Source organism: Amycolatopsis sp. NPDC028719 (assembly GCF_055565395.1).
This window is the reverse complement of record NZ_JBVHUL010000003.1, coordinates 355,154-373,791: the sequence shown is the minus strand read 5'-3', so window position 1 is coordinate 373,791 and position 18,638 is coordinate 355,154. Positions and strand designations below refer to the sequence as shown.

The 18,638-nt window shown below is 71.7% G+C and carries 16 protein-coding genes and 1 pseudogene; 10 read left to right on the top strand and 7 right to left on the bottom strand.

Features of this window, described 5'->3' with window-relative positions; all coding sequences use genetic code 11:
• Nucleotides 1-322: 322 nt before the first annotated feature.
• Complete coding sequence (locus ACZ4TR_RS15615; RefSeq protein ID WP_465287676.1) at nucleotides 323-1,966, top strand: VWA domain-containing protein; 1,644 nt, start codon at nucleotides 323-325, stop codon at nucleotides 1,964-1,966.
• Here the strand turns inward: ACZ4TR_RS15615 and ACZ4TR_RS15610 are convergent.
• The 4 genes from ACZ4TR_RS15610 to ACZ4TR_RS15595 are packed head-to-tail and all read right to left on the bottom strand — an operon-like array spanning nucleotide 1,920 to nucleotide 5,794.
• Nucleotides 1,920-3,290, bottom strand: a complete 1,371-nt coding sequence (locus tag ACZ4TR_RS15610; RefSeq protein WP_465287675.1) for an amino acid permease — start codon at nucleotides 3,288-3,290, stop codon at nucleotides 1,920-1,922. The two genes, ACZ4TR_RS15615 and ACZ4TR_RS15610, sit on opposite strands and share 47 nt — an antisense overlap.
• Nucleotides 3,291-3,331: 41 nt before the next feature.
• Nucleotides 3,332-4,279: an EamA family transporter gene (locus ACZ4TR_RS15605; RefSeq protein WP_465287674.1), complete on the bottom strand. Its 948-nt coding sequence runs from the start codon at nucleotides 4,277-4,279 to the stop codon at nucleotides 3,332-3,334.
• Between the two features lie 50 nt (nucleotides 4,280-4,329).
• Nucleotides 4,330-4,944 carry an NAD(P)H:quinone oxidoreductase gene (wrbA, locus tag ACZ4TR_RS15600; RefSeq protein ID WP_465287673.1) on the bottom strand — a complete coding sequence of 205 codons (615 nt, stop codon included), beginning with the start codon at nucleotides 4,942-4,944 and terminating at the stop codon, nucleotides 4,330-4,332.
• A 34-nt stretch (nucleotides 4,945-4,978) separates the two neighbouring features.
• Entirely contained in the window at nucleotides 4,979-5,794 is an 816-nt protein-coding gene (locus ACZ4TR_RS15595) for a lysophospholipid acyltransferase family protein (RefSeq protein ID WP_465287672.1), read from the bottom strand.
• A 156-nt stretch (nucleotides 5,795-5,950) separates the two neighbouring features.
• Here ACZ4TR_RS15595 and ACZ4TR_RS15590 point away from each other — a divergent pair, with 156 nt between their 5' ends.
• Nucleotides 5,951-8,434 carry a DNA translocase FtsK gene (locus ACZ4TR_RS15590; RefSeq protein ID WP_465287671.1) on the top strand — a complete coding sequence of 828 codons (2,484 nt, stop codon included), beginning with the start codon at nucleotides 5,951-5,953 and terminating at the stop codon, nucleotides 8,432-8,434.
• Nucleotides 8,435-8,470: 36 nt separating this feature from the next.
• A complete protein-coding gene (locus ACZ4TR_RS15585) occupies nucleotides 8,471-8,899 on the top strand; it encodes a hypothetical protein (RefSeq protein ID WP_465287670.1) in 429 nt (142 codons plus the stop codon).
• Between the two features lie 7 nt (nucleotides 8,900-8,906).
• On the opposite strand, the gene ACZ4TR_RS15580 is transcribed toward ACZ4TR_RS15585, so the two are convergent.
• Both ACZ4TR_RS15580 and ACZ4TR_RS15575 read right to left on the bottom strand, forming a co-directional pair.
• Nucleotides 8,907-9,341, bottom strand: a complete 435-nt coding sequence (locus ACZ4TR_RS15580) for a phospholipase (RefSeq protein ID WP_364527316.1) — start codon at nucleotides 9,339-9,341, stop codon at nucleotides 8,907-8,909.
• 130 nt (nucleotides 9,342-9,471) lie between these two features.
• Nucleotides 9,472-9,975: an amino-acid N-acetyltransferase gene (locus ACZ4TR_RS15575; protein ID WP_465288116.1), complete on the bottom strand. Its 504-nt coding sequence runs from the start codon at nucleotides 9,973-9,975 to the stop codon at nucleotides 9,472-9,474.
• Between the two features lie 96 nt (nucleotides 9,976-10,071).
• On the opposite strand from ACZ4TR_RS15575, the gene rimO reads away from it, so the two are divergent.
• The 7 genes and pseudogenes from rimO to ACZ4TR_RS15540 all read left to right on the top strand — a co-directional run bounded on the left by rimO (nucleotide 10,072) and on the right by ACZ4TR_RS15540 (nucleotide 17,579).
• The gene (rimO, locus tag ACZ4TR_RS15570; protein ID WP_465287669.1) at nucleotides 10,072-11,508 is read left to right on the top strand and encodes a 30S ribosomal protein S12 methylthiotransferase RimO; all 1,437 of its coding nucleotides are present in this window, start codon (nucleotides 10,072-10,074) and stop codon (nucleotides 11,506-11,508) included.
• On the top strand, nucleotides 11,505-12,146 hold the full coding sequence (pgsA, locus tag ACZ4TR_RS15565; RefSeq protein ID WP_364527322.1) for a CDP-diacylglycerol--glycerol-3-phosphate 3-phosphatidyltransferase: 642 nt from the start codon (nucleotides 11,505-11,507) through the stop codon (nucleotides 12,144-12,146). The genes rimO and pgsA overlap by 4 nt, the downstream gene beginning before the upstream one ends.
• Nucleotides 12,147-12,200: 54 nt before the next feature.
• Nucleotides 12,201-12,626: pseudogene (locus ACZ4TR_RS15560) on the top strand (CinA family protein); the annotation flags it as partial.
• Nucleotides 12,627-12,980: 354 nt separating this feature from the next.
• Nucleotides 12,981-13,448, top strand: a complete 468-nt coding sequence (locus ACZ4TR_RS15555) for a helix-turn-helix domain-containing protein (RefSeq protein WP_364527325.1) — start codon at nucleotides 12,981-12,983, stop codon at nucleotides 13,446-13,448.
• 396 nt (nucleotides 13,449-13,844) lie between these two features.
• Nucleotides 13,845-14,687: a PspA/IM30 family protein gene (locus ACZ4TR_RS15550; RefSeq protein WP_465287668.1), complete on the top strand. Its 843-nt coding sequence runs from the start codon at nucleotides 13,845-13,847 to the stop codon at nucleotides 14,685-14,687.
• A 29-nt stretch (nucleotides 14,688-14,716) separates the two neighbouring features.
• A complete protein-coding gene (gene pspM / locus ACZ4TR_RS15545) occupies nucleotides 14,717-15,709 on the top strand; it encodes a phage shock envelope stress response protein PspM (protein ID WP_465287667.1) in 993 nt (330 codons plus the stop codon).
• 424 nt (nucleotides 15,710-16,133) lie between these two features.
• Nucleotides 16,134-17,579: an allophanate hydrolase-related protein gene (locus tag ACZ4TR_RS15540; RefSeq protein WP_465287666.1), complete on the top strand. Its 1,446-nt coding sequence runs from the start codon at nucleotides 16,134-16,136 to the stop codon at nucleotides 17,577-17,579.
• On the opposite strand, the gene ACZ4TR_RS15535 is transcribed toward ACZ4TR_RS15540, so the two are convergent.
• On the bottom strand, nucleotides 17,551-18,591 hold the full coding sequence (locus tag ACZ4TR_RS15535) for a quinone-dependent dihydroorotate dehydrogenase (RefSeq protein WP_465287665.1): 1,041 nt from the start codon (nucleotides 18,589-18,591) through the stop codon (nucleotides 17,551-17,553). The two genes, ACZ4TR_RS15540 and ACZ4TR_RS15535, sit on opposite strands and share 29 nt — an antisense overlap.
• Nucleotides 18,592-18,638 lie beyond the last annotated feature (47 nt).

Here is an 18,638-nt window from a genome sequence, read left to right as displayed (position 1 = left end):
CCATCAGGGCATCCAGTGCCCTGATGGTGGCCTTCAGCGCATCAGCTTGCTGACGAACAGGGCGAGTCCCACGGTGGCGGTCTGGCGGAGCAGGGCGCGGCGCGCCCGGCGCTGGTCGGTTCGTGTCGGTTTCATGCGTACCCCCAAGCGGTCAGGCCCCCAGTGTCGCGCGCGGGCCGGGCCGGGACATCCCACTTCGGGACAGGACCGCATCCCTCCCGGGTATGAGGGCCTCTGTTAGGCCGTCTGGACCACGAGCCGGTGGTTTGCCGGGCGCTAACCTTGATCCCCACCCTCGCCTCGCCGAAGAGAGGCCGCGCCGATGGGACGTCACTCGCCGGACGGACGACGCCGGCTGCTCGTGCCCGTCCTCGCGACTTCGCTCGTGGTCGTCCTCGGGGCGGCGGCCTGGGTCACCGTCTCGGCGGTGCGGTCCCGGCCGACGTGCGAGCAGCCGGTCAAGGTCCTCGTCGCCGCGTCCGCCGACATCGCGCCCGCGCTCTCGCTCGTCGCGCGCGGTCTCGGCATTTCGTGCGGGGGCGTCGAGGTCCAGACCAAGGAGGCGGCCGCCACGGCCGAGCAGCTCGCGCTGTCCGATGGCAGCCCGCGGCCGCAGGTGTGGGTGCCGGACTCGACCCTCGCGCTGCGCCGCGCCCACCAGTTCGGCGCCGCCGACGTCCCCGAATCCGGGGCTTCGGTGGCCAGCTCGCCGGTCGTGCTGGCCGTCGCCGAGGACGTCGCCAAGGGGATCGGCTGGCCCGAGCACGTGCCCACCTGGGCGGAGGTCCTGGGCGCGCGGGGCGCCGTCCCGGGGATGTCCGACCCGGCGCGGGACTCGGTCGGCGCGGTGGCGTTGCTAGGGTTGCGGGAGAGCGTGAAAACGGCGCCCGAGCCGGCGGGCGCGTACGTCGCGTTGCTGCGGCGGTTCGCCGCCAACACGCTCGGCGGGGAGGCGGACCTGATCGCGCGGCTGCCGGGGTCGGGCGGCACCGGCGGCACGGCCGCGGTGACGATGTTCCCCGCGTCGGAGAACTCCTTGCTGCGCCACAACATCGAGGACGCGTCGTCGCCGCTCGTCGCCGTGTACTCGAACGCGGTGCCCACCTTGGACTTTCCGTTCGCCGAGCTGGGCGGGATCACGCCGCAGCAGCGGCCGATCGTCGACGCGCTGCGGGAAGCGGTACTGGGCGACGCGGGCGCGGAGGCCATCGCGAAGACGGGCCTGCGCGCGGCGGGCGGGCAGGCGCTGCGCGAGCACGCCGACGACCCGCACGTGTCGACGGCCGGTTTCCGGGCCGCGAACCTGCCGCCCGCCGCGTCCGTCGACGAGCTGCTCAACCAGTGGGCCGGGATCAACCTGAGCGCGCGGGTGCAGGTGCTCGTCGACGTTTCGGGTTCGATGAACGCGCAGGTGCCGGGGACCGGGCTGAACCGGATGCAGCTGTCGATGCAGGCGACGGCGAAGGCGTTGCACCTGTTCAAGCCCACGACCCAGCTGCGGATGCTGGCGTTTTCGACGCGCCTGGACGGCGACAAGGACTACCGCGAGCTGCTGCCGATGGCGCCGGTGTCGCAGCACCTGGCGAGCGGCGCGCTGGACAAGCTCGCCCAGGTGAAGGCGACGCCGGACGGCGGAACGGGGCTGTACGACAGCGTGCTGGACACGTACCGGGCGGCGCGCCACGAGTGGGAGCCGGGCCGGCTCAACCTGGTGATCGTCCTGACGGACGGCCGCAACGAGGACCCCCGCGGGATCTCGCGGGAGGACCTGCTGGGCGAGCTGGCCAAGCTCCAGGACCCCCGCCGCCCGATCCCGCTGATCGGCGTGGGCATCGGCCCGGACGCGGACAAGGCGGAACTGGACCAGCTGACGGCGGCGACGGGCGGCCAGGCTTTCGTGGCCCCGGACCCGGCGAAGATCACGGACGTGTTTTTCGCAGCCCTGAGCCGGATCGCCGGCGGATGAGGAAGTAGACGCCCAAGATCACCGCCAGGCTGATCAGGCTCAGGTACAACTGCGCCCGGGTGTCCTCGTCCACGAACAGCATCGAGGCCACCACGACCAGCGTCAACGCCAACGTCAGCCAGCTCAGCCACGGATACCCCCACATCCGCAGCTTCAAGGTCTCCGGCGCCGTCGCCTCGAGATGGCGGCGCATCCGAATCTGGGAGCCGCAGATGATCGCGTACACGAACAACGCCACCGCGCCCGCCGAATTGATGATGAAGTAGAAGATCTCGTCCGGGGACACGTAGCTCATCACCACGGCCACGTAACCGACCGAAGTGGACACCAGGATCGCCTTCCACGGCACCCCGCGCCGGTTCGTGTCCGCCACCCACGACGGGGCCCAGCCGTGGCGGCGCAGCGCGAACAGCATCCGGGATGCCGTGTACAGTCCCGAATTCAGCACCGACAACGCCGCCGTCAGCACCACCGCACTGACCAAAGTGGACGCCGCCGGGACGCCGAACCGGCCGAACGCCGCCGCGAACGGGCTCGTCTCGCTCGGGATCTCGCGCCACGGCGTGATCATCACCAGCAGGGCCACCGAGCCCACGTAGAACACGATCACGCGCCAGACGATCGTCGACGTCGCCTTGCGGACCGCCGTCTCCGGCTCGCTCGACTCCGCCGCCGCGATCGTGACGATCTCCGCGCCGAAGTAGGAGAAGATCACGATCACCACGCCGTGGACGACCGAAAACCCGCCGTTCGGCACGAAACCGTCGAGGGCGATGTTGCCCACCGAAAAGTGCGCGCCCGGCCAGAGCCCGAGCACGAACAGCAGGCCCAGCACCAGGAACACGACGATGGTGGCGACCTTGATCGACGCCAGCCAGAACTCCGTCTCGCCGAACGACCGCGCCGACGCCAGGTTCGTCGCCGTCAGCAGCAGCATCAGCGCCAGCGAGAACACCCATTGCGGCACCCCGGGGATCCAGCCCTGCAGGATCTTCGCGCCGGCCACCGCTTCGAAGGCGACCACGCCGACCCAGAAGTACCAGTACAGCCAGCCGATCGTGAAGCCCGCCCAGCCGCCGAGCGAGTCGCGCGCGTACTCCATGAACGAGCCGAGCGCCGGCGCCGCCGTCGCCATCTCGCCGAGCATCCGCATGACGAGCACGACGAGCAGCCCGCCCAACGCGTACGAGAGCACCGCGGCCGGCCCGACGGTGTGGATCACCGCGCCGCTGCCGATGAACAGGCTCGCGCCGATGATGCCGCCGAGGGCGATCATCCGGACGTGCCGCTGACGCAGTTCCGGCCGCAGCCCCCGAGTCGTCATGGTGGGGAATTCTCGCACTCGCGCGTCAGCTCGTGAAGAGATCAGCTCGTCAGGATCTCCGACTTCCGCTGCACCAGGTACGCGCCGGCCAGCAGGACCGCCGAGCCGAGCAGCTGCGGCCAGGTCAGCTCCTCGCCGATCAGCGCCCACGCCGCGACCGTCGTGATCACCGGCTCGACCAGCCCGAGCACACTCGCGACCGACGCGGGCAGGTGCCGCAGCGACGAGATCCCGCAGACGTAGGCGAGCACCGTCGCGATCAGGACGAGCAGGACCATCAGCAGCCACACCGGCGGGTGCCAGGCGCCGAACTCGACGTCCACGGCCAGCAGCGCGACCGGCCACGTCCACGGCGGCGCGACGAGGCTGATCAGCACCGCGCCGATCACCATGCCCCAGGTGACCAGGCCCAGCGGGTCGATGTCGGCCACCGCGCGCTCGCCGAGCAGGAAGTACCCGGCCGAGCACAGCGCGGCGCCGAAGCCGGCGAGCAGGCCGACGCCGTTCAGCGTGACGCCCTGCCAGACCTGGGCGACCAGCGACAGGCCCACCATGGCCAGCGCGATGCCGCCCCACACCGACCGCGGCAGCCGGTGCCGCCGCACGAACCGCACCCACAGCGCGATGAGCACCGGCGAGATGAACTCCAGCAGGATCGCGATGCCGACCGGGATCCGGCCCGCGGCGACGAAGTAGAGCAGCTGCACACCGGCGACGCCGAGCAGGCCGTAGCCGGCCAGCACCGGCAGCTCGGTGCGGCGCACCCGCAGCTTCCGCGGCGCGACCAGCGCCACCCCGGCGAGCAGCACGAGCCCGGCGAGCCCGATCCGCATCGCGGCCACCTGCTCCGGGGTGAAGCCGGCCGACATCGCGGACTTGCCCAGCGTGCCCGACGTGCTGAAGAACAGCGCCGCGAGCAGGACGAGCGTGGTCCCGCGGCCGCGGTGGGCGACCCGGGGAGGCGCGAGGACGGGCAGCTCGGTGGTCACCGTCGCGACTCTAGGGCCGCACCCCGTGACTGCCAAAGCGGTTTTTCCGGTTATTCGGCCTGCTTCAGCCCGGTCGCGACGTGCGTCGTGATCGTCGCGAGCCGCCGGCCCTGGACGCGCAGCGCGCCGAGGGCGAGCTCGTCCGGCGCGGCCGACTTGCGGGACACGAACGAGCCGCCGTACGGGTTGCCGGACTCCATCAGGTGCGGGTCGGTGTAGCCGAGCGGCACCACGATCGCGCCCCAGTGGTAGAAGACGTTGTTGATCGCCAGCAGCGTCGACTCCAGGCCGCCGTGGCGGGTGGACGCCGTCGTGAACGACGTCGCGACCTTGTCGGCCAGCTTCCCCTGCGCCCACAACCCGCCCGTGCTGTCCAAAAAGGACTTCAGCTGGGCCGCCGGTCCGCCGAACCGGGTCGGGCTGCCGACGGCGAGCCCGTCGGCCCACACGAGGTCGTCGAGCGTGGCGAGAGCGTGGTGCGGGCCCGAGTCGATCCAGGCCTGCCAGCGCCGGTTCTGCGCGATGGCTTCGGCGGGCACCGTCTCCGGCACGGTCCGCACCCGCACGTCGGCGCCGGTTTCGCGGGCTCCCGCGGCGAGGGACTCGGCGAGGGCGGCGGTGTTGCCGGTCGAGCTGTAGTAGACGACGAGTATCCGTGTGCTCACGTCCGCCGACTCTAGGGGCACCCGCGACGGCGTCTCAGGATCCGGACCGGGGCTTCCACGGGCTCACGGTGTCGGTCGGCCGGGTCGGGTCGTGGAAGCGCGGCCGGTCGAGCTCGCCCGCGCGCAGCGGGATCAGGCCGTCGGTGATCGCCTGCATGATCTTCGCGTGCGCGCGGACGCCGGCGCCCGGGCGCTCCGGCTCGACCTCCGACAGGTCGACGGGGTCGCCGAAGTGCACCCGGAACTTCGGCCGCCGCAGCGGCGCGCTGAGCCCGGAGCGGGCGAGCGGGACCAGGTCGGCCGGGCCGTTGACGGTCTCGGTGCCCCAGTAGACGGCCTCGTGCGCGCCCCACTGGCTGATCGGGATCACCGGCACGCCCGCGGCCAGCGCGAGCCGCGCCGCGCCGGTCTTGCCGCGCTCCGGCCACAGGCCCGGGTCGTGGCTGATCCGGCCCTCCGGGTAGACGATGATCGGCTCCCGCGTGGTCTTGAGCGCTTCGACGGCCTCGGCGAACTGCCCGACGGCGGTCGCGGCGACCTTCCGGTCGACCCGCAGGTGGCCGCTGACCCGCAGCGCCGGGCCGATGACCGGGGCGTCGAGGATGCCGCCGGCCAGCATGAACCGCGGGTTGATGCCGATCCGCTTGCACGCCGCCATCAGCACGAACGCGTCGAACACGCCGATGTGGTTCGCGGTCATCAGCAGCGGCTTGCCGCGCAGCTGCGCCGGGATCCGCCCGCTGACGGTGAGCCGCCCGACGAGGTTCACCAGCCCCCGGTCGATGTTCAGCATGGTCCGCCAGATGGCGGGGGCTCGGCGAGAGGTGTTGTCGGAGTGCAGCGCGACCATGGGGCAGAGCATGGCAGACGCCGGATTCACCCGGATGTGCACTGGCCGGATCCGTTCACCCGGATGGCCGCTCGTGCCCAGAGGTGAGGCAGAAGTTCACCCTGCGCCGAGAGTGGCGCATGTGACGAAGGGCCACGGCCGGTTACCGTTGAGGGCATGGCTGGGTCGGCGACGAGGAAGCGAAGCACGGGAAGCGGCGCGAAGGGGGCAGCGGCGCGTAAGCCGCGTACACCTGCGAAGCCACGTACGCCGGCCGCTCGCAAGCCGGCCCCCCGCTCGCGCCGCAAGACGCCCGGGATCTTCGGCAAGGGCGTCCGCGGCACCTGGAACCTGCTGGCCAAGGGCATCGGCACGCTGGCCAGGACGGTCGGCCGCACCCGCGAACTCGAGGCCGAACACCGCCGTGACGGCCTCGCGCTGGGCCTGATGGCCCTGGCCATCGTCGCGGCCGTCGGGGTCTGGTGGCGGGCCGCCGGGCCGATCGGGGCCGGCGTCGAGATCGCCGCCCGGTCCGTCCTCGGTGCCGGAGCCGTGACGCTCCCGCTGGTCCTCGTCGTCGTGGCCGTCGCGCTGATGCGGTCCGAGCCGCACCCCGAGACCCGGCCGCGGATGGTGATCGGCACGATCATGGTCGTCCTGTCGGTGCTCGGGATGCTGCACATCTTCACCGCGCTCCCGGCCACCAACGACGGCCGCATGTACGCCGGCGGCATCATCGGCGCCTTCTCCGGCGGCCTGCTGACCATGGGCGTCACCACCTGGGTCGCCGTGCCGATCCTCATCCTGGCGCTGGTCTTCGGCGTGCTCGTGTTCACCGGCACGCCGGTCCGCGAGATCCCGCACCGGCTGCGCAACTGGGGCCTCGACGAAGACGAGATTGCCGAGGCGGACCAGAAGGCCGGGTTCGCCACCGACGAGGAGACGGTCACCGAGGCCGACCCGAAGTCCGCGCGCCTGCGCAAGCCGTCGCGGCGCCGCCAGGCCGCCGACGCGAACCCCGAGCAGCTCGACCTCGACACCATGCTCGCCGAGGCGCCGACGCCGATCAAGCCACCCAAGGCTGTTCCCAAGCCGGTCGAGGTGCCCGAGAAGAAGCCGAAGAAGGCCCCGGAACCGCCGCTCGCGATGACCCGCACGGTCGAAGGCGACTACCAGCTCCCGCCGCCCGACCTGCTGAAGCTCGGCGACGCGCCGAAGTCCCGCAGCAAGGCCAACGACGCCATGATCGAGGCGATCACCGGCGTGCTGGAGCAGTTCAACGTCGACGCGCAGGTCACCGGCTTCACGCGCGGCCCGACGGTCACCCGGTACGAGGTCGAGCTCGGCCCGGGCGTCAAGGTCGAGAAGATCACCGCGCTGACCAAGAACATCGCCTACGCGGTGGCCACCGACAACGTCCGGTTGCTGGCGCCGATCCCGGGCAAGTCCGCCGTCGGCATCGAGGTGCCGAACTCCGACCGCGAGATGGTCCGCCTGGGTGACGTCCTGCGCGCGCCGTCCACGGTCAAGGACAACCACCCGATGGTGATCGGCCTCGGCAAGGACATCGAGGGCCACTTCGTCACGGCGAACCTGACGAAGATGCCCCACCTCCTGGTCGCCGGTTCGACCGGGTCCGGTAAGTCGAGCTTCGTCAACTCGATGCTGGTGTCGCTGCTCGCGCGGGCGACGCCGGACGAGTGCCGGATGATCCTGATCGACCCGAAGATGGTCGAGCTGACGCCGTACGAGGGCATCCCGCACCTGATCACGCCCATCATCACCCAGCCGAAGAAGGCCGCCGCCGCGCTGGCCTGGCTGGTGGAGGAGATGGAGCAGCGCTACCAGGACATGCAGGTCAACAAGGTCCGGCACATCGACGACTACAACAAGAAGGTCAAGTCCGGCGAGATCACGGCGCCGCCGGGGTCCGAGCGCGAGTACCGGCCCTACCCCTACATCATGGCGATCGTCGACGAGCTCGCCGACCTGATGATGACCGCGCCGCGCGACGTCGAGGACGCGATCGTCCGGATCACCCAGAAGGCCCGTGCGGCGGGCATCCACCTGGTCCTGGCGACGCAGCGGCCGTCGGTCGACGTCGTCACCGGCCTGATCAAGACGAACGTGCCCTCGCGGCTGGCGTTCGCGACGTCGTCGCTGACGGACTCGCGGGTCATCCTCGACCAGCCCGGCGCGGAGAAGCTGATCGGCATGGGCGACGCGCTCTACCTGCCGATGGGCGCCGGCAAGCCGGTCCGCATCCAGGGCGCGTTCGTCGGCGACGAGGAGATCTCCGCGGTCGTCAACTACGCCAAGGAGCAGGCGCAGCCGGACTACCAGGACGGCGTCACGGCGCAGAAGGCCGGCGAGAAGAAGGAGATCGACCCGGACATCGGCGACGACCTGGACGTCCTGCTGCAGGCGGCGGAGCTGATCGTGACGTCCCAGTTCGGCTCGACGTCGATGCTGCAGCGCAAGCTCCGGGTCGGGTTCGCCAAAGCGGGCCGCCTGATGGACCTGCTGGAGAGCCGGGGGATCGTGGGCCCGTCGGAGGGTTCGAAGGCGCGCGACGTGCTGATCAAGCCGGAGGAGCTGGAATCGGTGCTGTTCATGATCCGTGGCGGCGACCCGGTGCCCTCGGACCCGGACGACGAGTAGTGCAACCCTTTCCCGGGCCTGTTCCGTCCTGAGCACATGGACCTGCAGCGATTCGCAGCCGGACTGTTCGCCTTCGCCGTCGTCGCGGTGGGCGCCGGGAGCTCCGTGGCTTCGGGGCAGCCCGTCCCGGCCCGGCCGGCGGCGCCGTCGACCGTCAGTACCGCGCCGCACGGGGACGTCACCCTGCACCTGGGGCAGGAGGCCGCCATCCAGGGGAAGGACTTGACCATCCGCTACCTGCGGGTCGTCTCCGACTCGCGGTGCCGTCCGACCATGACCTGCGTCTGGCAGGGCGAGGCGACGCTCGCGTTCCTGCTGAGCGAGCCCGGCCGCGGCGAGAGCACGACGGCCGAGCTGCACAGCGGCCCGCGGACCGGCCCCCAGGCGACCTCGTTCGCCGGCAGCCGCGTCGAGCTGGTGTCGGTGAGCGAGGACGGCCTGGAGGCGACGGTCCGGGTCGGCTGAGCGTGCGTCAGCTGCCGAACTTGCGCACGGCCTGGTAGTACGTCCAGGCGGCGGCCTTGCAGGCCACGTTGGAGCCGCAGACGCCCTTGAGGTCCGAGTAGAGGTTGTCGTCGATCTTCAGGCGGTTCGCCTCGGAGAAGCGGCCCTGCTTCTTGTAGTTGCGGTAGCCGAAGTCGTGCCGGTGGCAGCCGGGCAGGAACTTCCAGCCGAACGGGTTGTCCGGCGCCCACGAACAGCCGTCCGAGGACCAGTCGAGCTGGCCGTTGTACGGCGCCTGGCCCCGGATGGTCTCGAAGTTCGAAAGCGAGGTCGAGAAGAGGTACTGGTCGGTGACCGTCGGGATGTCGACGGCCGCCGCGGTGCCGGCGCCCAGCAGGGCACCCCCGCCGACAGTCGCGGCCACCGCGATGGTGGCCCCCAGGTTCCGGAGTGTCGTGCCCATTTGTGTGTTGTTTCCTTGCTGATCAGGGAACGGATGAGTGTGATCAGCATCGGTCTTCGGGTGGCGCGCGTCACCGCCCGAAAGAATGTTGTCGGGAAACTTTCAGAGTTCGGGCGCCGCCAGGGGTGGTTCAGAGTTCGAGCAGCATCCGGGAGTTGCCGAGGGTGTTCGGCTTGACGTACGGCAGGTCGAGGAACTCGGCCACACCGGTGTCGTGCGAGCGCCGCATCTCCTCGTAGACCTCGTGCGACACCGGCGTCCCCTGGATCTCCACGAAGCCGTGCCCGATGAAGAAACTCGTCTCGAACGTCAGGACGAACAGCCGCCTGAGACCCAGCTCACGCGCCTCCTCGATCAGCCGGGCCACCAGCACCCGCCCGACCCCCTGGCCGCGGACCGCCTTGTCGACCACCACCGTGCGCAGCTCGGCGATGTCCTCCCAGAGCACGTGCAGCGCGGCCGCCCCGACGACCTCGCCGTCCACCTCGGCGACCCAGAACTCCTGGACCGCTTCGTACAGCGTGACCAGGTCCTTCTCAAGCAGGACACGCCCGGCGTCCGAGTCGACGAGGGCCTTGATCTTGCGGACGTCGGCGATCCGCGCGCGGCGGACGGCGGGGGAGGCGGACGGCACGATCGTCAACACTGCCACATCGCCCGGCGCCGGTGCCGACACGACCGGGCCACGCCGTCGTCGGCCCGCGCGGGACCGGCGGCTACCCTGAACGTCGTGCCTTCTCCTGCCACTGACCCTGCCGCCACCCGACGCGTCTCCCTGCTGACCCTGGGCTGCGCCCGCAACGAGGTCGACTCGGAGGAGCTGGCGGGCCGGCTGGCGGCCGGCGGCTGGGAGCTGGCGGCCGATCCGGAGGACTCCGACGTCGTGGTGGTCAACACCTGCGGCTTCGTCGAGTCGGCCAAGAAGGACTCCGTCGACACCCTGCTGGCGGCCTCGGACACCGGCAAGAAGGTCGTCGCCGTCGGCTGCATGGCCGAGCGGTACGGCCACGAGCTCGCCGACAGCCTCCCCGAGGCGGACGCGGTCCTGGGCTTCGACCACTACGCCGACCTCTCCGACCGGCTCGACGACGTCGTCGCGGGCCGCAAGGTCGCCTCGCACACGCCGGGCGACCGCCGGAAGCTGCTGCCGATCAGCCCGGTCCAGCGGCCCGCCGCGGCCGAGAGCGTCGAGGTCCCGGGCCACGCGCAGCACGGCTGGGGCCCGCGGGTGCTGCGCACGCGCCTCGACGACTCGCCGGTGGCCGCGCTGAAGATCGCCTCCGGCTGCGACCGGCGCTGCTCCTTCTGCGCGATCCCGTCGTTCCGCGGTTCCTTCGTGTCCCGCCAGCCGGACGAGATCGTCGCCGAGGCGATGTGGCTGGCCGAGCACGGCGTCAAGGAACTGTTCCTGGTCAGCGAGAACTCGACGTCCTACGGCAAGGACTTCGGCCGCGACGGCGCCACCGCGCTGGAGCGGCTGCTGCCGCGGCTGGCGGAGATCGACGGCATCGAGCGCGTCCGCGTCTCCTACCTGCAGCCGGCCGAGACGCGCCCGCAGCTGGTCAAGGCCATCGCGACGACCCCGGGTGTCGCCGAGTACTTCGACCTGTCGTTCCAGCACTCCAGCGAGCAGGTGCTGCGCCGGATGCGCCGGTTCGGCTCGACCGACTCGTTCCTGGCCCTGTGCGAGCAGATCCGCGAGCACGCGCCCGAAGCCGGCATCCGCACCAACGTCATCGTCGGCTTCCCCGGTGAGACCGAGCACGACCTGAGCGAGCTGGAACGCTTCCTGACCGGCGCGCGCCTCGACGCCGTCGGCGTCTTCGGCTACTCCGACGAGGACGGCACCGAGGCCGAGACCTTCGAAGGCAAGCTCGACGCCGACGAGGTGGCCAAGCGCGTCACGCGGATCTCCGCGCTGGTCGAGGAGCTGACCGCGCAACGCGCCGAGGACCGGATCGGCACCTTCGTCGACGTCCTCGTCGAGCTGGACGACGACGGCGAGCTCACCGGCCGCGCCGCCCACCAGGCCCCCGAGGTCGACGGCGAGTGCGTCATCCTCGACGCACCGGAGAAGACGGAGGTCGGCGACTTCCTGCGCTGCGAGGTCGTCGACTCGGCGGGCGTGGACCTGGTCGTCCGCGCGGTACCGGACGCCGACCGGTGAGTGCGCTCCCGAGCGACGCCGCCGACGAAGGCACGGCCCACGACGGCCCCGCCCAGGTCCCGGTGGCGACCCCGGTCCCGACACTCAACATCGCCAACCTGCTGACGCTGTCCCGGCTGGTCCTGGTGCCGCTGTTCATCGCCGCGCTCTTCGTCGGCGACGGCCACGACACCACCTGGCGCGCGCTCGCGACCGGGCTGTTCGCGATCGCCTCGGCCACCGACCAGCTGGACGGCTGGGTGGCCCGCCGGTACGGCCTGATCACCGACTTCGGCAAGATCGCCGACCCGATCGCGGACAAGGCGCTGACCGGCGCCGCGCTGGTGGGCTTGAGCATCCTCGGTGAGCTGGGCTGGTGGGTCACGATCGTGATCGCCGTCCGCGAGATCGGCGTCACGCTGCTGCGGTTCTGGGTGATCCGCCACGGCGTGATCCCGGCCAGCCGCGGCGGGAAGGCCAAGACGATGGCGCAGATCGCCGCGATCACGGCGTACCTGCTGCCCCTGCCCGCCGGTGCCGACCCGGTCCGCTGGGCGCTGATGGGCCTGGCGCTGGTGCTGACCGTGGTGACCGGCGTGGACTACCTGGTCCGGGCCGTGCGGCTGCGCGCGGCCGGGCGCCGCGTCACCGGGAGCTGAGCCGTGGCCGAACTGCCCGGTGGCGAGCCCGGTGCGGCAGCCGAAGCGTCGCGAATGAGTCATGCGCGACAGGCGGTGGAGCTGGGCGATGAGCAGGCCGCCGCCCTGATCGCCGCCCTCGTCGCCCGCGGTGAGACCGTCGCGGCCGCCGAGTCGCTGACCGCCGGGCTCGTCTGCGCCACCCTGGCCCGGGTGCCCGGGGCGAGCGCCGCCCTGCGCGGGGGACTGGTCGTCTACGCCACCGACCTCAAGACCGCGCTGGCGGGGGTCGACGCCGGCCTGCTCGCCGAGCACGGCGCCGTCCACCCGGAAGTCGCCGCCCAGCTGGCCGAGGGCGCCCGCGAGCGCTGCGGCGCCACCTGGGGCCTCGGGCTCACCGGCGTGGCCGGACCGGCCGCCCAGGACGGCGTCGCGCCGGGAACCGTGCACATCGGGCTCGCCGGGCCGGGAACACGCACACAGCATCTTTCGGGGGCTCGGGTGGGGGAGCCCCCGGCTCGAGGCGGAGCCTCGTTTGACACAGGTCTTTCGGGGGCTCGGGTGGGGGAGCCCCCGGCTCGAGGCGGAGCCTCGTTTGACACAGGTCTTTCGGGGGCTCGGGTGGGGGAGCCCCCGGCCCGAGGCGGAGCCTCGTTTGTCACAGTCCGTACCCTGGCCCTCGGCGGCGACCGGGACTTGATCAGGACCGAATCGGTCCGGGCGGCGTTTTCCCTGCTCGGGGAACATCTGGCGTGAAACCGGCGTTCGCCCTTGGCGTACGGGCACCCCAACTCCTGCGCCCAGGGCGCCGCTCTGGGTAACGTAGGGGGTACTTGTACGGAAGGGAGGCGCGTGATGACCGTGCTGTTGCGTGAGGCGATCGGTGATCGGCTCCGTCATGCCCGCACCAACCAGCGTCGTACGCTGCGCGACATCTCCCGCGCCGCCAGGGTCAGCCTCGGCTACCTCTCCGAGGTGGAGCGGGGCCAGAAGGAGGCGTCGAGCGAGCTGCTCGCGTCCATCTGCCAGGCCCTGGACCTTCCGCTCGGCGAGCTGCTGCACAAGGTGGCGGCGGACGTTTCGGCCCTCGACAACGTCGAGGTCGCACCGGTCGACGAGCGGATCGGGGACGGCGCGCCCCGGGAGAAGGTGCCCGAGCGGGGCGCCAAGGCCTCCGCGGCCGGCATCGAAGGCGGCCGCCTGATGTCGGAGCTGATCGGCAACGACCTCGCCGACCTGCGGGTTTCCCCGGCGCCACGGATGAACACGACCCTGCGCACGACGATCGGGCAGCCGAAGCTGGCCTCGACCATCGCCGCGTAGGTTCGGCGCACGCGACGAACGGCCCCGGGCACCCGCCCGGGGCCTTCTGCGTCGGGCGGGCCTCTGACCTGGCACTTCCGGGTTCGGGCCCGCACGGCCGCCATCCGGGCAGGCCCTCGGAACCCGGCCGGCACGAATCCGTCGTCTCGCTCGGGTCGGCGGCGCCGCGGGCCGGATTCCGGCCCTCGGCTCGGGGCAACCCGCCCGGGGCGGGCGGCGTTACCTCCAGGGGTGATCAGGGGCGAACCCTGAAATCCCCCGGGGTCGCCTGGAACGGACGTGGCCGACCTGACACGATGGAACCCAACGCCGGGGTCGGTGCGTTGCATGTGCAGGGGAGTGACGCCCCACCCCGAGGACCTAGGCCCGTGGGACGCAAGAAGGCAGGCGGAGGAGATGGCCAACCCGTTCGTGAAGTTCTGGAAGTACATGATGGCGGCGTTCTCGTCGAAGATCGACGAACACGCCGACCCGAAGGTACAGATCCAGCAGGCCATCGAGGAGGCGCAGCGCAACCACCAGGCGCTGACGCAGCAGGCCGCCTCCGTGATCGGCAACCAGCGGCAGCTGGAGATGAAGCTCAACCGGCAGCTCGGCGACGTCGAGAAGCTGCAGGCCTCGACCCGGCAGGCCCTCGTTCTCGCGGACGAGGCCCGATCCAAGGGTGACGAGCAGAAGGCCGTCGAGTTCGAGAACGCCGCGGAGAGCTTCGCGACGCAGCTCGTCACGGCCGAGCAGAACATCGAGGACCTGAAGACGCTGCACGACCAGTCGCTGCAGGCCGCCGCCCAGGCCAAGAAGGCCGTGGAACGCAACTCGCAGATGCTGCAGCAGAAGCTGGCCGAGCGCACGAAGCTGCTCTCGCAGCTGGAGCAGGCGAAGATGCAGGAGCAGGTCTCCGCTTCGCTGAACCAGATGAGCCAGCTGGCGGCGCCGGGCAACACGCCGTCGCTGGAAGAGGTCCGCGACAAGATCGAGAAGCGCTACACCACGGCGCTGGGCTCGGCGGAATTGGCGCAGAACTCGGTCCAGGGGCGCATGATGGAGGTCCAGGCCTCCACCACGCAGCTGGCCGGGCACTCGCGGCTCGAGCAGATCCGCTCGTCCATGCGCGGCGAGTCGGTCGCCCAGGTGACCGACGGCGGCAAGGCGGCCCAGCAGCCGGCCGCCAGCTCGGCCGACATCCAGCGCGAGATCCAGGCGCGCGTGCAGGCCGAGCAGGGCAAGAACCCGGCCTGACGCGGGTACGGAGTTCGAAGGGGGCGAGCATGGGGCAGCAGGGCAGACGACGCGACTTCGGCGAGTTCAGTGCGAAGCTGGAGAAGCACATCGAGAAGCTGCCCGACTACGCCGTGCGCGCCCAGGAAAAGCTCCAAAAGGTGCAGAAGTACTTCCCGCCGGCCGACCAGGCCGGCGGGAAGCCCGCACCGCAGCGCCCCCGGCCGAACCCGCTGCAGCGGCCGCCCGTGCGGCGGCCCGACATGTCGGCGACGTTCTCGACCATGGCGAACCAGGTCCCGGCGTTCGCCGAGGCCCGGGCCAAGTGGGACCGCTGGAACCACCCGGCCGCGAAACACGAACGCCGCAAGCGCCGGACGTCGCGCGCGATGACGCTGTGGATCCTGCTGACGATCCTGTGCGGCGTCCTCGCCGTGGCGGCCGGGCTCGGCTGGATGAGCGCCGCCGGCGCGCCGATGATGCCGCAGGCCATCATGGCGTTCGCCGGGGCCGTCGTCTTCGGGACATTCGGCGTCCGAAGCGGACTCAAGCTGCGTGAACTGAAGCGCACACCGCTCCCGGCCGCACCGGCCGGCCCGCCACCGCTGCCGCCCGCGGGATCCGCCGCGCGCGAGCCGATGGAACGGCTGGCGGAGTGCGAGGCCTCCTTGGGTGAGCTGCTGCGCCAGCTCTCCGTACCGTCCTCGGTGGGCACGACACCGGTGTCCGAAGTGTCCGTCGCGGACGCCGGGCAGACGGCGACCGAAGCCGCCGCCGCCCTGCGCGGCCTGGCGGCCCGGATCCAGGCGATCGAGCGCGGCCGCAACTCCGCCCCGGCCCGCGAACAGGCGGCCCTGGACGCGGCGGTCGGCAAGCTCCGCGAGCAGCTCGACGACGGCATCGAGGGCTACCGCGGCCTCGTCGCCGCGGCCGGCCACACGGTCGCCGCGTCGAGCGACGGTCTCGTGACGTCCAAACAGGCCCTCACCGACGCCACCGACCGCCTGGCCGGCCTGGCCATGGCCCTGCGCGAACTCTCCTGACCCCGATCCGACGTGATCGAAGGGTCGACACGCGTGATTGCGGAGTCGGCACGCGTGATTGAAGGGTCGACACAGCGAAGCGGGCTCAGCCGCGGTGTGTCGACCCCCTGATCACGCGGATTCGGGGTTCGCTGGGCCGTCGGGATTTCAAACTCGGCCGTTCGGGTGCTGGTTCCGGGCCTTCCGGTCTTTTGTCACGCGGCGTGCGTGATCGTGCGTTTCACCCCGGCGTCGCGCCCTGTTCACCTCTTGGTGCCGAAACCCGCGCGTAATCGGAAACAGCTGGCTACGGAAACGTCGACCACCTAACGTTTCTGTCATGCATGCAGAGGTGTCACTAGCCGGGAGGCCCGCCGTGCTCTGAGGATCGCCGGTGCCGACCGTACACAGTGGACTTTCTCGACCGCCGAGGAAAGGACGCCCCGTGAACACGCTCCCGCCGGACCCGGATCCCGCACCGCCGACCCCGCCCAGTGCCTCCCAGCGCGTCATCGCGGCCTTCGAGCGCATCACCGAAGCGAACCGTCCCGAACTCTGGTCCACCCTCCGCGCCGTCGAGGACGTCCTCGTCGATGCCAAGGCTGTCGAAGAACGCGTCCAGGCGGGGGAGGACCTGCCGCTGGCGGGCACCGTCTTCGCCGTGCCCGAGCTGATCGACGTCGCCGGGCAGCCGTCCGGCCGCTCGGTCCCGGAAGCCGGCGCCACGGTCGTCTCCCGGCTCACCGCGGCCGGTTCCGTCGTGCTCGGCAAGACCGGGGCCGCCACCGTGGCCTCCGCCTGGGACCGGACGAAGACCGGGGGCCGCGGTGCGGCGGTCGCCGTCGCGCTGGGTATCGTCGACCTGGCCCTGAGCACCGCGGGCGCGGTCCCGGCGGCCCTGAACGCGGTCGTCGCGCTGAGGCCGACCCGCGGCTTGCTGCCGATGACCGGCGTCCGCGCCTCCGAAGCCGTCTCGGTGTACACCAACGGCCTGGTCGCCGGCCGTCGCGCGCTCGCCCTGATGACCGGCCCGGACGGCGTCTCCCCGACCCGCACCTGGCCCGCCGACGTCCGCCTCGGCGCCGGCGAGCACCCGCGCGTCGCGTACGCGCGCGACCTGCCGCTGGGGCCCGCCGCGGCCATCGCGTTCGAGGACACCGTGAAGCGGTTGACGGCCGCAGGCGTGGTCCTCGAGCCGGTCGTCGTCTCGGGAGGCGTGCCGGAGGGCTTCGACGCGCTCCTGGTGCCGACCGTGCCGGACCACCCGGAGCTCGCCGAAGCCCTGGCCGACCCGGCCGCCGTGAACCACCGCCTGGCCGGCTGCACCGCCTTCGCGAACCTGCTCGACCTGGCGTCGGTCACCGTCCCGGTACTGCCGGGCGACAGGCGCCCGTTCGGCGTCACCTTCCTGACCCGGGCGTTCGAAGACCAGATCGGCCTGGACCTCGCGACGGTCTGCACGGACGAGCCCATGACGCCCTACCCGGAGCCGGGCGAGGACGTCGTCGTGTTCGGCGCGCACCTGCGCGGCCAGCCGCTCAACACCCGGCTGACCGAGCTCGGCGCCCGGTTCACCCGGCCGGTCCGGACCACCGAGGCCTACCGGATGGTGCTGCTGGACACCGAACCGCCGCAGCCGGGCGTCCTGGACCACGCCGAGGGCAGCAGCCTCGACGGCGAAAGCTGGCGGCTGTCCCCGGCCGCGTTCGAGCGGTTCGTCGCCACGTTGCAGGAACCGTTCGTGCTGGACCGGGTCGAGCTCGACGACGGCACCCGGCCGCTGGCGGTCCGGTGCGCCGAGACGAGCGGCGGGACCGGTCTGGACCGCTACGAATCCTGGCGCGGCTACGTCCGGTTCACCTCTACCGCCGGGCCGCGAGACCCCGGCTGACCCGGCGCACCAGGCCCGGCCCGTGCAGCGCGAACCCGCTGTAGAGCTGCACGAGCGACGCCCCCGCGTCCACGAGCCGGACGGCGTCGTCCGGGCCCATGATCCCGCCGACGCCGATGATCGGCAGGCTCCCGCCGGTGTGGTCGTGCACGAACCGCACGACCTCCGCCGCGCGGGCGGTCAGCGGCCGGCCGGACAGTCCTCCCGCCTGTCCGGCCAGGCCGCTCTCCGCGGGCGCGATGCCGTCGCGGGCGAGCGTCGTGTTCGTGGCGATGATCCCGGCGACGCCGTGCTCGAGCGCGACCTCCAGGAGCTCGCCCAAGGCGTCGTCGGTCAGGTCCGGCGCCACCTTCACCAGGATCGGAGTCGCCGTGCCCGCGCCGGCGAGCTCCGCGGACGTCGTGCGCAGCTCCCCGAGCAGCTCGCCGAGCGCGGCGCGGTCCTGCAGCTGCCGCAGCCCCGGGGTGTTCGGCGAGCTGACGTTGACGGCGAAGTAGTCGGCGTACGGGTACAGCGCACGCAGGGAGAAACGGTAGTCCTCGACGGCGTCTTCGAGGGGCGTGACCTTCGACTTGCCGATGCTGATCCCGAGCGGCACGCCGGGTTTCCCGTCGCGCGCGAGCTTGGCCGCGAGCGCCTCCGCGCCGTCGTTGTTGAAGCCCATGCGGTTGATCACCGCGTCGCTGGCCGGGAGGCTGAACAGCCGCGGCTTCGGGTTGCCCGGCTGGGCCAGCCGCGTCACCGTGCCGACCTCGACGAAGCCGAAGCCCAGCGCCGCCCACGCGGGCAGGGCGCGGCCGTTCTTGTCCATCCCGGCGGCGAGGCCGACGCGGTTGGGGAACCGCAGGCCCAGCACGGTCACCGGGTCGTCGACCCGGAGGGCCCCGCCGAGTGTACGATCGGCCACCTTGGCGAGCCGGGCCAGGACGCCGATCGTGCGCTCGTGCACCAGTTCGGGGTCGTGGTAGGACAGCCGGTACAGCGCCGGGCGGACGATCTTGTCGAAGAACACGCCCCCATGCTGCCAAACCACGAGAACCGCGCGACCGGAGCGTCACC